Here is a 15,118-nt window from a genome sequence, read left to right on the forward strand (position 1 = left end):
CGCGCCCGGGGACGGCAGGGGCCACTCCCGGGCCGGGCGGCCGGGCCCTCAGCCGATGTCCGGAGGGTCGATCCGCACGCGCACCGGCTCCTCGCTCCCCCGCGCCATCCGGGCGGCCTGAGCCGTCTTCAGGACGGCGGCCAGCGCGGCCCCGCTGCCCGGTGGCACCCGTATCAGCGCCCGTTCCCAGTGCTCACCGGGTGGCGGCGCGCCCGGCCTGCGGGGCCGGCCGGGCAGCGTGGGGGGCACCGGCACCGGCCCGAGCACCTCGGCGTCCGCGGGCAGTTCGACGGTGCCGAGGAACTCGGCGACCGCCTCCGCCGTCCCGGACACGGCCGCCATCCGGGACACCGGGGGGAAGCCCAGCTCGGCCCGCTCGGCCAGCTCCCGCACCGCGTGTCCCACGGGGTCCCAGCGCACCAGCGCCTGCACGGGACGCAGGGTCGGCTCGGCCACCACGACCACGGTCCCTCGCTCGGCCTGCGGGCGGACGAGCGCGCCGGCGGCGATCCAACGGCGCAGCGCGTCCTCGCCGGCCCGCAGATCGGGCCGGCCGAGCATGGCCCAGCCGTCCAGCAGCAGGGCCGCCGCGTAGCCGGCCTCGGCGACGGGCTCGGCCCCGGGGGTGCTCACCACCAGCGCGGGCGCGTCCGGCACCGTGTCCAGCACGTGCTCGCGCCCCGAGGTGCGCACCGGCACGGCGGGGAAGGCCCGCCCCAGCTCCTCGGCGGTCCGGCGCGCCCCCACGACCTGGGCCCGCAGCCTGGGGCTCCCGCACTCCGGGCAGTGCCAGGCCCCCTCCTCCCGCCCGCACCAGCCGCATCGCGGCGCACCGGCGTCCCGGGCCTCCAGCGGGCCTGCGCAGTGCCGGCACCGGGCGGGTGCCCGGCACTGCGCGCAGGCCATGCGCGGCACGTAACCGCGCCGGGGCACCTGCACCAGCACCGGGCCGTGCCGCAGCCCCTCCCGCACCACCTGCCAGGCGAGCGTGGGCAGCCGGGCGGCGCGGGCGGCCTCGTCGCGGGCGAGATCGTCGTCCCCGACCGTGCGCACGAGGGGGGCGGCCCCCCGTACCTGGTCCCGGCCGGCGGCCAGGGGCCGCGCCCACCCGCTCTCGACGAGCTGGGCCGCCTCGACCGTGCAGCTCCAGGCACCGAGCAGGAAGGCGCATCTGTCGAGTGTGGCGCGCAGCAGCAGCACGTCCCGGGCGTGCGGCTGCGGGGCGTGCGGCTCGCCGTGGCTGCCGTCCCCGTCGTCCCAGACGGCCACCAGCCCCAGGTCCCGCACCGGGGCGAACATCGCCGCCCGGGTGCCGACGACGGCGCGCACGGACCCGCGCCGCACCGCGAGCCACTGCGCGTACCGCTTCTCGGGGCCGGCGTCGGCGGTGAGCTGCACGTGGCGGCCCTCGCCGAGCAGCGCGGTCAGCGCGGCGTCGACGCGCGCGGCGGCCCGCCCGTCCGGTACGACGACGAGCGCGCCGCGTCCCGAGGCGAGCGTTGCGGCGACCGCGCGGGCCAGTTCCTCGGCCCACAGCGGCCCCGGCAGGGCGTTCCACACGGCTCGCGGGGAGGCGCCGGCGGCCAGCGACTCGAGAAAGGCGGCCCCGTGCCCGTAGCGCGCCCAGGAACCCGGCTCCGGCGCCGGTGGCGAGGGCAGCGGGGCGGGCGACGGCCGCCGCTCGGCGCGCGCGCTGCGCGGCGGCACGGCGAGCTGCAGCACATCGGCGAGGCTCCCCGCGTAGCGGTCGGCGACGGCCCGGGCGAGCTGCAGCAGCTCCTCGCTCAGTACGGGCTCGGGCGACACCACCTGGGCCAGGGCGGCCAGCGGCCCCGAGTAGTCGGACTCGGCCCGCCGCTCGACGATGAACCCGTCGATGAGCCCGCCGCCCTCGCGCCGGCCCTCCCGCACGCGCCCCCGCCCGGCCCCGAACCGCACCCGGACCCTGACCCCGGGCTGTGCCTCGGCGTCCAGTTCCTCGGGCACCGCGTAGTCGAAGTACCGGTCCAGGTGCAGTACGCCCTTGTCGACGAGCACGCGCGCCACGGGCCGCTCCCCCGCCAGCGCGGCGCCCCGCCAGGTCCGCGGCTTGGCCCGGGGGACCCTGGCCCCCCGCACGCCCTCCCGGATGAGCGCGAGCTGCTCCGGCGGCGCCCCCTCGGCCCCGCCGCCCCCCACACCGTTCTCGCTGCTCACGCCTGCATTCTTACCAAACGCCACCGACAGCCGGCGCCCCGAGCGGGATCCCGGGGGCGGGGACGGGGTGGTGCGGGGGCGCCGGAGACGCACCGGGGCCCGGCCCCCGAAGGGAGGCCGGGCCCCGGTGGGACGCGCGGTGCGGGCTACAGGCCCGCGGCCTCGCGCAGGGCGTCCACGCGGTCCGTGCGCTCCCAGGTGAAGTCGGGCAGCTCACGGCCGAAGTGGCCGTACGCGGCGGTCTGGGCGTAGATCGGGCGGAGCAGGTCGAGGTCGCGGATGATGGCGGCCGGACGGAGGTCGAAGACCTCGTCGATCGCCTTCTCGATCCTCTCGTGGTCGATCTTGGCGGTGCCGAAGGTCTCCACGAACAGACCCACCGGCTCGGCCTTGCCGATGGCGTAGGCGACCTGGACCTCGCAGCGGGAGGCCAGGCCCGCCGCCACGACGTTCTTGGCGACCCAGCGCATGGCGTAGGCGGCGGAGCGGTCGACCTTGGACGGGTCCTTGCCGGAGAAGGCACCGCCGCCGTGGCGGGCCATGCCGCCGTAGGTGTCGATGATGATCTTGCGGCCGGTCAGGCCGGCGTCGCCCATGGGGCCGCCGATCTCGAAACGGCCGGTCGGGTTGACCAGCAGCCGGTAGCCCTCGGTGTCCAGCTTGATGCCGTCCTCCAGCAGGGCCTTCAGCTCGGGCTCGACGACGAACTCACGGATGTCGGGGGCGAGCAGCGACTCGAGGTCGATGTCGGAGGCGTGCTGGGAGGAGACCACGACCGTGTCGAGGCGGACGGCCTTGTCGCCGTCGTACTCGATGGTGACCTGCGTCTTGCCGTCGGGGCGCAGGTAGGGGATGGTGCCGTTCTTGCGGACCTCGGAGAGCCGCTTCGACAGGCGGTGCGCCAGGAAGACCGGCAGCGGCATCAGCGTCGGCGTCTCGTCCGAGGCGTAGCCGAACATCAGGCCCTGGTCGCCGGCGCCCTGCTTGTCGAGCTCGTCCTCGTCGCCCTCGACCCGGGACTCGTAGGCCGTGTCGACGCCCTGCGCGATGTCCGGGGACTGCGCGCCGATCGACACCGAGACGCCGCAGGAGGCTCCGTCGAAGCCCTTCTTCGAGGAGTCGTAGCCGATCTCGAGGATCTTGTTGCGGACCAGGGTCGCGATGTCCGCGTAGGCCTTGGTCGTCACCTCGCCGGCCACGTGCACCAGGCCGGTGGTGATCAGCGTCTCGACGGCGACACGCGAGGAGGGGTCCTCCCGCAGCAGCGCGTCGAGAATGGTGTCGCTGATCTGGTCAGCGATCTTGTCGGGGTGACCCTCGGTCACGGACTCCGAGGTGAACAGGCGACGGGACACAACGCTCCCTGGGGTTGCAGCGGCTGCTGTCTGATCATTGGCGGACCACGCGGGGGCTGCGCCCGACGTCGTCCGCGAACAGTTTATCGGTCGCACTCGGCCGCCGGCCCACGTGTCTCGCCTCTCGGGAGCGCTGTGACCTGCGGCACGGGCATTCTGCACAATGCCCGGCGGCCTTGACCAGGCCCGCCACGCGACATTGTCTGGCTGAAAACCGACGTCGCGCGGCGGGACGAAATCGGCCCGGACGGCCGAACCGGGCCACGCCCGGACGGCGCAACGGCGGCGGCCGGGTCAGCCGAGACGGGCGGCCACCAGGTCCCAGACGACGTCCGCGAGGGCCTCCTTGGGTCCGTGCGGCACGGGGGTCTCGCTGCCGTCGGCGCCCAGCACCACGGCCTCGTTCTCCTCCGAACCGAAGGTCCTGCGCTCCCCCACCTCGTTGACGACGAGGAGGTCGCAGCCCTTCCGGGCGAGCTTGGCCCGGCCGTTGGCGAGCACGTCGTCGGTCTCCGCGGCGAAGCCGACGACGATCTGGGCGGGCCGGGCGCGCTCGGCCGAGATCTCGGCGAGGATGTCCGGATTCCGCACCAGGGCGACCGGGGCGGGCTCCTGGTCGTCCTTCTTCTTGATCTTCCCGGCCACGTAGACGGCGGGGCGGAAGTCGGCCACGGCGGCGGCCATCACCACGGCGTCGGCGTCGGCGGCGGCCTTCAGGACCGCCTCACGGAGCTGGACCGCGGTGCCCACCGGGACGACGTCGACGCCCGCCGGGTCGGGCAGTGCGGTGTTGGCGGCGATCAGCGTGACCCGGGCGCCGCGGGCCGCGGCCGTGCGGGCCAGGGCGTAGCCCTGCTTGCCGGAGGAGCGGTTGCCCAGGAAGCGGACCGGGTCGAGGGGCTCGCGGGTGCCGCCGGCCGAGACGACGACGTGCCGCCCCTGGAGGTCGGGGGCCTGGACGCCCCGGGCCAGGACCCGGCGGCACACCTCGAAGATCTCCACCGGATCGGGCAGCCGGCCCTTGCCGGTGTCGGCCCCGGTCAGCCGGCCCACCGCGGGCTCGACGACGACGGCGCCGCGGCGGCGCAGGGTCGCCACGTTCTCCTGGGTGGCGGGGTGCTCCCACATCTCCGTGTGCATGGCGGGCGCGAACACCACCGGGCAGCGGGCGGTGAGCAGGGTGTTGGTCAGCAGGTCGTCCGCGAGGCCGTGGGCGGCCTTGGCGAGCATGTCGGCGGTGGCGGGGGCCACCACGACCAGGTCGGCGTGCTGGCCGATGCGGACGTGCGGCACCTCCTCGACGCGGTCCCAGACCTCCGTGGAGACCGGGTTGCCGGAGAGGGCGGACCAGGTGGCCGCGCCGACGAAGTGCAGCGCGGAGGCGGTGGGCACCACGTGTACGTCGTGACCCGACTCCGAGAACCTCCTCAGCAGCTCGCAGGCCTTGTACGCGGCGATGCCGCCACTGACCCCCAGAACGACCCTAGGCTTGTCCACCATCTCTCCCGGGCTCGGCAACCTACGCGGCGACGTACGGATCCATCACACACCACGGGCCCGGCAGGGCATCCCCTCCGGGGGAGTGACTGCCGGGCCCGTGGATGGGTCAACCGCGATCTGAAAGTACTACCGCGCGGTGCTACTGGGCGGGGCCCTCGATGGCCTCCGAGGTCAGCAGACCGGCGTTGATCTCGCGCAGGGCGATCGACAGCGGCTTCTCGTGGACGTGGGTGTCGACGAGCGGACCGACGTACTCGAGCAGGCCCTCGCCGAGCTGCGAGTAGTACGCGTTGATCTGGCGGGCCCGCTTGGCCGCGTAGATCACGAGGCTGTACTTCGAGTCGGTGGCCTCGAGCAGCTCGTCGATCGGCGGGTTGATGATGCCCTCGGGCGCGGTGATGGAAGAGGACACGCTCTACCTTCCGATGGATGGGAAAGAATCAGTCGGTGCGAGGGGCCGCGTGCACCTGGGTGCTGCGGTCACGATCACACAACGTCCATCAAGGCTAGCAGCTCGCGGGCCACGTCCTCGACGGAGGTGTTGACCAGGGTCTCGTCGAACTCCGGCTCCGCGGCCAGCTCGGTCTTCGCGGCGTCCAGGCGCCGCTCGATGACCTCGGGCGGTTCGGTCCCCCGGCCGGTCAGCCTGCGCACCAGCTCCTCCCAGGAGGGCGGGGCCAGGAACACGAGCTGGGCGTCGGACATCGACTCGCGGACCTGCCGGGCGCCCTGGAGGTCGATCTCCAGCAGCACGGGCTCGCCCTTCTCCAGCCGGTCCTGCACGGCCCCGCGGGGCGTGCCGTAGCGGTTGCCGGCGAACTCGGCCCATTCCAGCAGCTCGCCGTTGGCGATCAGCTTGTCCATCTCGTCGTCGGTGACGAAGAAGTAGTGGACTCCGTGCTGCTCGCCGGGGCGCGGCTTGCGGGTGGTCGCGGAGACCGAGAGCCAGACCTCGGGATGTTCCTTGCGCATATGGGCGACGACCGTGCTCTTGCCGACCCCTGAGGGGCCGGAGAGCACGGTCAGCCGCGGACGTGCGTCCGGGGGCACGGGGGTCGTCCCCCGGGGTGTTACAGCCATGCAGCGATTATTCCAGCAATCCCGGAGTGCCCGGGACTCCCGGTCCGGCGGGGGCCGGGCTCAGGAGCCGGTGCTGCCGAACTCACGCTCCAGGGAGGCGATCTGGTTGGAGCCGAGACCGCGCACGCGACGGCTCTCGGAGATGCCCAGACGCTCCATGATCTGCTTGGCGCGGACCTTGCCCACGCCCGGCAGGGACTCGAGCAGGGCGGAGACCTTCATCTTGCCGATGACGTCGTTCTCCTGACCCTGCTTGATGACCTCGTGCAGGGAGGCGCCGGAGTGCTTGAGTCGATTCTTGACCTCGGCCCGCTCCCGGCGAGCCGCGGCGGCCTTTTCGAGCGCGGCTGCGCGCTGTTCAGGGGTAAGGGGCGGAAGAGCCACGCCTACGTCACCTCGGATGTCGAACTGTCGGATACGGACCGGTGAGGAACCTAGTCGCCCCACACCTGGGGAGCCACGAGCAACACGCTGCCCGTTCTCCCCCACTACCTGCGGAGGCGCGGGAGGTGCCCCCACTGCTCGGAGACTAGCGGGCAAGTCCGCCAGAGTCAGCGAGAACAGCGGAAAAGTACAGGTCAGCCGCCGTCAGGACGGATATTTCAGACATAATGCCCTCGATTTGAGGATGTATTCGCGCTCAGGGCGACGCCCGCCGCGCGCCGAAACGCCCTCCCGGCAGCTCAGCCGCCCGCGACGGCGGTCCGGATCTCCTCCGCGAAGCGCTCCGTGGCCGAGCGCAGCGCCGCGACGTCGGGCCCCTGGCGCAGCACACCCCGGCTGACGTTGGGCACCACGTTGCGCACCGCCGCCCCGAAGACGCGGGGAAGGTCCGCCGCCGTGGCCCCCTGCGCCCCGACGCCGGGCGCCAGGAGCGGGCCGTTGACGTCGAGGTCGTACGAGGACAGGTCGCCGACGGTGGCGCCGACGACGGCGCCGAACGAGCCCAGCGGCTCCTCGCCGGCGTTCTCGGCGGCCAGGTGGGCCAGCATGGTCGCGCCCACGTCGCGCCCGTCGGCGCGGACCGCGTGCTGGACCTCCGGTCCCTCCGGGTTGGAGGTCAGCGCCAGCACGAACAGCCCGGTGCCGCTCTGCCTGGCCAGCGCCACGGCAGGGCTGAGCGAGCCGTAGCCGAGGTACGGCGAGACGGTCAGCGCGTCGGAGAACAGCGGGGAGTCCTGGTGCAGGTAGGCCTCGGCGTACCCGGCCATGGTCGAGCCGATGTCGCCGCGCTTGGCGTCCATCACGACCAGGGCGCCGGCCGCGCGTGCCTCCTGGACCGTCCGCTCCAGCACGGCGACGCCGCGCGAGCCGAACCGCTCGAAGAACGCGCTCTGCGGTTTCACGACGGCGACCCGGCCGGCCACCGCCTCGACGACGGTGCGGCTGAACCGCTCCAGACCGGCCACGTCGTCCGCCAGGCCCCACGCCGCGAGCAGGGAGGCGTGCGGGTCGATGCCGACGCACAGCGGGCCGCGCTCGTCCATCGCGCGGCGCAGGCGCGCGCCGAACGGCTCCAGAACGGTCATGCGTCGCTCCTCACGTCGTCGTTCCTCACATCGGCGCCGACCGCGTCGGCGAGGGTGGCGTACGGGCTGGTCCGCAGGCGCGCGGCGAGGCCCTTGTGGATCGCGCGGGACCAGAACGGGCCCTCGTAGACGAAGGCGCTGTAGCCCTGCACCAACGTGGCACCGGCCAGGATGCGCCGCCAGGCGTCCTCGGCGGTCTCGACGCCGCCGACGCCCACGAGCGTGATCCGGTCCCCCACGCGGGCGTACAGGCGGCGCAGCACCTCGAGCGAGCGCGCCTTCAGCGGCGCGCCGGAGAGGCCGCCGGCCTCCTTCACCAGCGACGGCGCGGAGGTCAGGCCGAGGCCTTCGCGCGCGATCGTGGTGTTGGTGGCGATGATGCCGTCGAGGCCGAGTTCCACCGCGAGGTCGGCGACGGCGTCGACGTCCTCGTCCGCGAGGTCGGGAGCGATCTTCACCAGCAGCGGGACGCGCCGGTCCGGGACCACGCGGTCGGCGGCCCCGCGCACCGCGCCGAGCAGCGGGCGCAGTGCCTCGGTCGCCTGGAGGTCGCGCAGGCCGGGCGTGTTCGGCGAGGAGACGTTGACGACCAGGTAGTCCGCGTACGGGGCGAGGCGCTCGGCCGACTTCACGTAGTCGCCGACGGCCTCCGCCTCCGGGACGACCTTGGTCTTGCCGATGTTGACGCCGACCACGGTCCGGAACACCGGCTCGCGGGCGGCGAGACGGGCCGCCACGGCCAGTGAACCGTCGTTGTTGAAGCCCATGCGGTTGATCAGCGCGCGGTCGCCCACGAGCCGGAAGAGCCGCTTCTTGGGGTTGCCCGGCTGCGGTTCACCGGTGACCGTGCCGATCTCGACGTGGTCGAAGCCCAGCATGGACATGCCGTCGATGGCGACGGCGTTCTTGTCGAAGCCCGCCGCGAGCCCGAACGGACCGTGCATCCGCAGCCCGAGGGCCTCGGTGCGCAGCTCCTTGTGGCGGGGCGCGAGGGCGGCCGCGACGAAGGTGCGCAGCACCGGGACGCGGACCGCGAGCCGGATCCAGCGGAAGGCCAGGTGGTGGGCCTGCTCGGGATCCATCCGCTGGAAGACGAGGTTGAAGAAGATCTTGTACATGGTGTCCTCACGAAGAGGGGGACACCGTTTCCGGTGTCCCCCTCCTCGGCTGCTAGTCGCGGGCCGCGGTCAGGTGTTCCGCGTGTTCCTGGAGCGAGCGGACGCCCACGTCGCCGTGGTTGAGGGCGTCGATGCCCTGGACGGCCGCGGCGAGGGCCTGGACGGTCGTCAGGCACGGCACGGAGCGGGCCACCGCCGCGGTACGGATGTCGTAGCCGTCGAGGCGGCCGCCGGTGCCGTAGGGGGTGTTGACGATGAGGTCGACCTCGCCGTCGTGGATGAGCTGGACGATGGTCCGCTCACCGTTCGGGCCGGTGCCCTCGGACTGCTTGCGCACGACGGTGGCGTTGATGCCGTTGCGCTTGAGCACCTCGGCGGTGCCGGAGGTGGCGAGCAGCTCGAAGCCGTGCGCGACCAGCTCGCGCGCCGGGAAGATCATCGAGCGCTTGTCCCGGTTGGCGACCGAGATGAACGCGCGGCCCTTGGTGGGCAGCGGTCCGTACGCCCCCGCCTGCGACTTGGCGTACGCCGTGCCGAAGACCGAGTCGATGCCCATGACCTCGCCGGTGGAGCGCATCTCCGGGCCGAGGACGGTGTCGACGCCGCGGCCCTGGATGTCGCGGAAGCGCGACCACGGCATCACGGCCTCCTTGACCGAGATCGGCGCGTCCAGCGGCAGCTCGCCGCCGTCGCCGTTGGCCGGGAGCAGGCCCTCGGCGCGCAGCCCGGCGACGGTCGCGCCCAGCGAGATCCGGGCGGCGGCCTTGGCCAGCGGCACCGCGGTCGCCTTGGAGGTGAAGGGCACCGTACGGGAGGCGCGCGGGTTCGCCTCCAGGACGTAGAGGATGTCACCCGCCATCGCGAACTGGATGTTGATCAGCCCGCGCACGCCGACGCCCTTGGCGATCGCCTCCGTGGAGGCGCGCAGGCGCTTGATGTCGAAGCCGCCGAGGGTGATCGGGGGCAGGGCGCACGCCGAGTCGCCGGAGTGGATGCCGGCCTCCTCGATGTGCTCCATCACTCCGCCGAGGTACAGCTCCTCGCCGTCGTAGAGCGCGTCGACGTCGATCTCGATGGCGTCGTCCAGGAAGCGGTCGACGAGCACCGGACGGGACGGGCCGATCTCGGTCGACTCGGCGATGTAGGAGGCCAGGCGGGTCTCGTCGTAGACGATCTCCATGCCGCGCCCGCCGAGGACGTACGAGGGCCGGACCAGGACCGGGTAGCCGATCTCGTCGGCGATGGCCCTGGCCTCCTCGAAGGTGGTGGCCGTGCCGTGCTTCGGGGCGGGCAGGCCGGCCTCCGCGAGGACGCGGCCGAAGGCGCCGCGGTCCTCGGCGGCGTGGATCGCCTCGGGCGAGGTGCCCACGATCGGCACGCCGTTGTCCTTCAGGGCCTGCGACAGGCCGAGCGGGGTCTGGCCGCCGAGCTGGACGATGACGCCCGCGACCGGACCGGCCTGCTGCTCCGCGTGGACGATCTCCAGCACGTCCTCCAGCGTCAGCGGCTCGAAGTACAGCCGGTCGGAGGTGTCGTAGTCGGTGGAGACCGTCTCCGGGTTGCAGTTGACCATCACCGTCTCGTACCCGGCGTCGGACAGCGCGAAGGAGGCGTGGACGCAGGAGTAGTCGAACTCGATGCCCTGGCCGATGCGGTTCGGACCGGAGCCCAGGATGATCACCGCGGGCTTCTCGCGGGCCGCGACCTCGGACTCCTCGTCGTAGGAGGAGTAGAAGTACGGCGTTCGGGCGGCGAACTCGGCGGCGCAGGTGTCGACCGTCTTGTACACCGGGCGGACGCCGAGGGCGTGCCGGACCTCGCGGACGACGTCCTCGCGCAGACCGCGGATGTCGGCGATCTGCTGGTCGGAGAAGCCGTGGCGCTTGGCCCCGGCGAGCAGCTCACCGGTCAGCTCGGGCGCCTCGGCCAGCTCGTCCGCGATCTCCTTGATCAGGAAGAGCTGGTCCACGAACCACGGGTCGATCTTCGTGTACGCGAAGACCTCCTCGGGCGTGGCGCCGGCGCGGATGGCCTGCATGACGGTGTTGATCCGGCCGTCGGTGGGGCGCACTGCCTCGCGGAGCAGCGTCTCCTTGTCACCGGTCTCGCCGGTGAAGGCGAACTGGCTGCCCTTCTTCTCCAGCGAGCGCAGCGCCTTCTGGAAGGCCTCGGGGAAGTTGCGGCCGATGGCCATGGCCTCGCCGACGGACTTCATGGTCGTGGTCAGCGTGGAGTCGGCCTGCGGGAACTTCTCGAAGGCGAACCTCGGGGCCTTGACGACCACGTAGTCGAGCGTGGGCTCGAAGGAGGCCGGGGTCTCCCGCGTGATGTCGTTCGGGATCTCGTCGAGCGTGTAGCCGACGGCCAGCTTGGCGGCGATCTTGGCGATCGGGAAGCCGGTCGCCTTGGAGGCGAGCGCCGAGGAACGCGACACACGCGGGTTCATCTCGATGACGATGACCCGGCCGTCCTCGGGGTTCACCGCGAACTGGATGTTGCAGCCGCCGGTGTCGACGCCGACCTCGCGGATGACGGCGATTCCGATGTCGCGCAGGACCTGGTACTCCCGGTCGGTCAGCGTCATCGAGGGCGCGACCGTGATGGAGTCACCGGTGTGCACGCCCATCGGGTCGAAGTTCTCGATGGAGCAGACGACCACGACGTTGTCGTGCTTGTCCCGCATCAGCTCCAGCTCGTACTCCTTCCAGCCGAGGATGGACTCCTCCAGGAGCACCTCGGTGGTCGGGGAGAGCGTGAGGCCCTGGCCGGCGATGCGGCGCAGCTCCTCCTCGTCGTGGGCGAAGCCGGAGCCGGCGCCGCCCATGGTGAAGGAGGGGCGGACGACCACGGGGTAGCCGCCGAGCGTCTCGACGCCCTGGAGGACGTCGTCCATGGAGTGGCAGATCACCGAGCGGGCGGACTCGCCGTGCCCGGTCTTGCGGCGGACCTCCGCCACGACCGCCTTGAACTGGTCGCGGTCCTCGCCCTTGTGGATGGCCTCGGGCCTGGCGCCGATCAGCTCGACGCCGTGCTTCTCCAGGACGCCGTTCTCGTGCAGCGCGATGGCGGTGTTGAGGGCCGTCTGGCCGCCCAGGGTGGGCAGGAGCGCGTCCGGGCGCTCCTTGGCGATGATCTTCTCGACGAACTCGGGGGTGATCGGCTCGACGTAGGTGGCGTCGGCGATCTCCGGGTCGGTCATGATCGTCGCGGGGTTGGAGTTGACGAGGACCACGCGCAGGCCCTCGGCCTTGAGCACCCGGCACGCCTGGGTGCCGGAGTAGTCGAACTCGGCGGCCTGGCCGATGACGATCGGGCCGGAGCCGATGACCAGGACGGACTGGATATCGGTGCGCTTAGGCACGCTGGCCCTCCATCAGGGATACGAAGCGGTCGAAGAGGTAGGCGGCGTCGTGCGGGCCCGCTGCCGCTTCGGGGTGGTACTGGACGGAGAAGGCCGGCTGGTCGAGGAGGTGCAGCCCTTCCACCACGTCGTCGTTCAGGCAGACGTGCGAGACCTCGGCGCGGCCGAACCTGGTGTCGCTGACCCGGTCGAGCGGGGCGTCCACGGCGAAGCCGTGGTTGTGGGCGGTGACCTCGACCTTGCCGGTCGTACGGTCCTGGACCGGCTGGTTGATGCCCCGGTGGCCGTACTTCAGCTTGTAGGTGCCGAAGCCGAGGGCGCGGCCGAGGATCTGGTTGCCGAAGCAGATGCCGAACAGCGGCGTGCGGCGCTCCAGGACGGCCGACATCAGCGCGACCGGGCCGTCGGCGGTGGCCGGGTCGCCGGGGCCGTTGGAGAAGAAGACACCGTCGGGCCGGACGGCGTAGACCTCGTCGGGCGTGGCGGTGGCGGGCAGCACGTGCACCTCGATGCCGCGCTCGGCCATGCGGTGCGGGGTCATGCCCTTGATGCCGAGGTCGATGGCGGCGACGGTGAAGCGCTTCTCGCCTACCGCCGGGACGACGTAGGCCTCCTGGGTGGCGACCTCCTCGTAGAGGCTCGCGCCCTTCATGTGCGGCTGCGCCCGCACCCGGCCGACCAGCTCGGCCTCGGGCGCGATCGCCGCACCGGAGAAGACCCCGGCGCGCATCGAGCCGCGCTCGCGCAGGTGGCGGGTGAGCGCGCGGGTGTCGATCCCGGAGATGCCGACCACGCCCTGCGCGACCAGCTCGTCGTCCAGCGAGCGCTTGGCTCGCCAGTTGGACGGCAGCCGCGCGGGGTCGCGCACGACGTACCCGGAGACCCAGATGCGCCGGGACTCGTCGTCCTCGTCGTTCCAGCCGGTGTTGCCGATCTGCGGGGCGGTCGCCACGACGATCTGGCGGGCGTAGGACGGATCGGTGAGGGTTTCCTGGTAGCCGGTCATGCCGGTGGAGAACACGGCCTCGCCGAAGGTCTCCCCCACGGCCCCGTAGGCGCGGCCGCGGAACGTGCGGCCGTCCTCCAGGACGAGTACGGCGGGAACCTTCGCGGCTCCCCTGGTGGAGGTCGTCATCGTGCGCCTTCCGTGTCGTTGATCATCTTGTTCAGGGTGTCGGCCCACTCGGTGTGCTCGGCCGCGTGGTCGGAGCGGAAGCCGGAGTCGATCAGCCGGTCGCCGAGCGCCCAGGTCACCACCAGCAGTCCGCCCTCGGTGAGGACCTTGCCGGCGATGCCCTTGTCGAGCCGGGCGCCGCGCAGCGCGGCCACGGGGACGAAGAAGTCGTTCGCTCCGGGGCGCTCGACCACCAGGCCCGCGTCGGTCAGGGTGAGCTCGGCCCGGCTGCGGGTGCCGAGGCCGTGGGCCACGATGCGGTCCAGCCACTGCCCGGCGGTCGTGGAGCCGTGGTAGCGGCCGCTCATGCCCAGTCTCACCGGCCCGGTCTCGTCCGGCGCGCTGGGCGGGGCGGGCAGGTCCCCCTGCAGGGTGCCGCGCCATTTCCAGCCCTCGCGCATCAGCCAGTAGACGAGCGCCACGAAGAGGGCGAGTCCGACGAGCCACCCGATTCTGGCGCCCCAGTCGGTGACCTCGGCCGACCTCTTCGCCTCGGCCAGCAGGATTACAGGTGTCACGTGAGCTTCCCGTCGACGAGAGTGGCCTTGCCCCGCAGCCACGTGTGCGTCACACGGCCCGGCAGCTCGCGTCCCTCGTACGGGGTGTTGCGGCTGCGCGAGGCGAAGCCCGCGGGGTCCACCCGGCCACGGTATGCCGTGTCCACGAGGACGAGGTTGGCGGGCTCACCAGCCGAGACGGGGCGGCCGTGTCCGGTGGCCCGTCCGATCTGCGCGGGCCGCACGGACATCCGGTCGGCGACGCCGGCCCAGTCCAGCAGGCCCGTGTCGACCATCGTCTGCTGGACCACGGACAGCGCGGTCTCCAGGCCCACCATGCCCATGGCCGCGGCGGCCCACTCGCAGTCCTTGTCCTCGTGCGGGTGCGGGGCGTGGTCGGTGGCGACGATGTCGATCGTGCCGTCGGCGAGCGCCTCGCGCAGGGCGTGCACGTCCCGCTCGGTGCGCAGCGGCGGGTTGACCTTGTAGACCGGGTTGTACGAGCGCACCAGTTCGTCGGTGAGGAGCAGGTGGTGCGGCGTGACCTCGGCGGTGACGTCGATGCCGCGGGACTTGGCCCAGCGGACGATCTCCACGGACCCCGCGGTCGACAGGTGGCAGATGTGCACCCGGGAGCCCACGTGCTCGGCGAGCAGCACGTCCCGCGCGATGATCGACTCCTCGGCGACGGCCGGCCAGCCGCCCAGGCCGAGTTCGGCGGAGACGACGCCCTCGTTCATCTGGGCGCCCTCGGTGAGGCGCGGCTCCTGCGCGTGCTGGGCGACGACGCCGCCGAAGGCCTTCACGTACTCCAGCGCGCGGCGCATGATCACGGCGTCGTCCACGCACTTGCCGTCGTCGGAGAAGACGGTGACGCCGGCGGCGGACTCGTGCATGGCGCCCAGCTCGGCGAGCTTCCTGCCCTCCAGGCCGACGGTGACGGCACCGATGGGCTGCACATCGCAGTAGCCGTGCTCCCGGCCGAGCCGGTAGACCTGCTCCACGACGCCGGCGGTGTCGGCGACCGGGAAGGTGTTGGCCATGGCGAAGACGGCCGTGTAGCCGCCGCTCGCGGCCGCTCGGGTGCCGGTCAGCACGGTCTCGGAGTCCTCGCGGCCCGGCTCGCGCAGATGGGTGTGCAGGTCGACCAGGCCGGGGAGCAGCACCTGGCCGGCGGCCTCGACGACCTCGGCGCCGTCGGCACCGAGGCCCGGGCCCACCGCGGCGATCGTCCCGCCGTCGATGAGCACGTCCTGCGGCTCGCCGCCGAGCACCTTCGCACCACGGATCAGGGTCTTGCTCATGGTT

At 72.6% G+C, this 15,118-nt stretch carries 12 protein-coding genes; all 12 read right to left on the reverse strand.

The annotated features are described in order from the left end of the window. Nucleotides 1–48 precede the first annotated feature (48 nt). The 12 genes from MXD57_RS11200 to MXD57_RS11255 all read right to left on the reverse strand — a co-directional run bounded on the left by MXD57_RS11200 (nt 49) and on the right by MXD57_RS11255 (nt 15,114). Entirely contained in the window at nt 49–2,196 is a 2,148-nt protein-coding gene (locus MXD57_RS11200) for a primosomal protein N' (protein WP_250401213.1), read from the reverse strand. Between the two features lie 146 nt (nt 2,197–2,342). Further along, nucleotides 2,343–3,551 (reverse strand): methionine adenosyltransferase, encoded by a 1,209-nt coding sequence (gene metK / locus MXD57_RS11205; RefSeq protein WP_250401214.1) that lies wholly within the window; start codon nt 3,549–3,551, stop codon nt 2,343–2,345. Between the two features lie 294 nt (nt 3,552–3,845). Then, complete coding sequence (gene coaBC / locus MXD57_RS11210) at nt 3,846–5,048, reverse strand: bifunctional phosphopantothenoylcysteine decarboxylase/phosphopantothenate--cysteine ligase CoaBC (protein ID WP_250401315.1); 1,203 nt, start codon at nt 5,046–5,048, stop codon at nt 3,846–3,848. Between the two features lie 142 nt (nt 5,049–5,190). Further along, nucleotides 5,191–5,463, reverse strand: coding sequence for a DNA-directed RNA polymerase subunit omega (rpoZ, locus tag MXD57_RS11215; RefSeq protein WP_005319902.1), 273 nt, complete (start codon nt 5,461–5,463; stop codon nt 5,191–5,193). A gap of 74 nt (nt 5,464–5,537) precedes the next feature. Further along, nucleotides 5,538–6,131, reverse strand: a complete 594-nt coding sequence (gmk, locus tag MXD57_RS11220) for a guanylate kinase (protein ID WP_250401215.1) — start codon at nt 6,129–6,131, stop codon at nt 5,538–5,540. Nucleotides 6,132–6,191: 60 nt separating this feature from the next. Further along, the gene (locus tag MXD57_RS11225; RefSeq protein WP_003977346.1) at nt 6,192–6,515 is read right to left on the reverse strand and encodes an integration host factor; all 324 of its coding nucleotides are present in this window, start codon (nt 6,513–6,515) and stop codon (nt 6,192–6,194) included. 299 nt (nt 6,516–6,814) lie between these two features. Further along, nucleotides 6,815–7,660 (reverse strand): orotidine-5'-phosphate decarboxylase, encoded by an 846-nt coding sequence (pyrF, locus tag MXD57_RS11230; protein WP_250401216.1) that lies wholly within the window; start codon nt 7,658–7,660, stop codon nt 6,815–6,817. Next, entirely contained in the window at nt 7,657–8,778 is a 1,122-nt protein-coding gene (locus MXD57_RS11235) for a quinone-dependent dihydroorotate dehydrogenase (RefSeq protein WP_250401217.1), read from the reverse strand. Before MXD57_RS11235 ends, pyrF begins: the two co-directional genes overlap by 4 nt. 52 nt (nt 8,779–8,830) lie before the next feature. Continuing rightward, nucleotides 8,831–12,139: a carbamoyl-phosphate synthase large subunit gene (gene carB / locus MXD57_RS11240; RefSeq protein WP_250401218.1), complete on the reverse strand. Its 3,309-nt coding sequence runs from the start codon at nt 12,137–12,139 to the stop codon at nt 8,831–8,833. Next, nucleotides 12,132–13,274, reverse strand: a complete 1,143-nt coding sequence (gene carA / locus MXD57_RS11245) for a glutamine-hydrolyzing carbamoyl-phosphate synthase small subunit (RefSeq protein ID WP_250401219.1) — start codon at nt 13,272–13,274, stop codon at nt 12,132–12,134. Before carA ends, carB begins: the two co-directional genes overlap by 8 nt. Beyond that, on the reverse strand, nt 13,271–13,831 hold the full coding sequence (locus MXD57_RS11250) for a PH-like domain-containing protein (RefSeq protein ID WP_250401220.1): 561 nt from the start codon (nt 13,829–13,831) through the stop codon (nt 13,271–13,273). The genes carA and MXD57_RS11250 overlap by 4 nt, the downstream gene beginning before the upstream one ends. Beyond that, nucleotides 13,828–15,114: a dihydroorotase gene (locus tag MXD57_RS11255; RefSeq protein ID WP_250401221.1), complete on the reverse strand. Its 1,287-nt coding sequence runs from the start codon at nt 15,112–15,114 to the stop codon at nt 13,828–13,830. The genes MXD57_RS11250 and MXD57_RS11255 overlap by 4 nt, the downstream gene beginning before the upstream one ends. Nucleotides 15,115–15,118 lie beyond the last annotated feature (4 nt).

Source organism: Streptomyces cellostaticus (assembly GCF_023630175.1).
Classification (GTDB): Bacteria; Actinomycetota; Actinomycetes; order Streptomycetales; family Streptomycetaceae; genus Streptomyces; species Streptomyces cellostaticus_A.

Coding starts and splice junctions, on each gene's coding strand:
- pyrF (WP_250401216.1), bottom strand. CDS start 7,660: ATGACCGTTCTGGAGCCGTTCGGCGCGCGCCTGCGCCGCGCGATGGAC.
- MXD57_RS11235 (WP_250401217.1), bottom strand. CDS start 8,778: ATGTACAAGATCTTCTTCAACCTCGTCTTCCAGCGGATGGATCCCGAG.
- carA (WP_250401219.1), bottom strand. CDS start 13,274: ATGACGACCTCCACCAGGGGAGCCGCGAAGGTTCCCGCCGTACTCGTC.
- MXD57_RS11255 (WP_250401221.1), bottom strand. CDS start 15,114: ATGAGCAAGACCCTGATCCGTGGTGCGAAGGTGCTCGGCGGCGAGCCG.
- gmk (WP_250401215.1), bottom strand. CDS start 6,131: ATGGCTGTAACACCCCGGGGGACGACCCCCGTGCCCCCGGACGCACGT.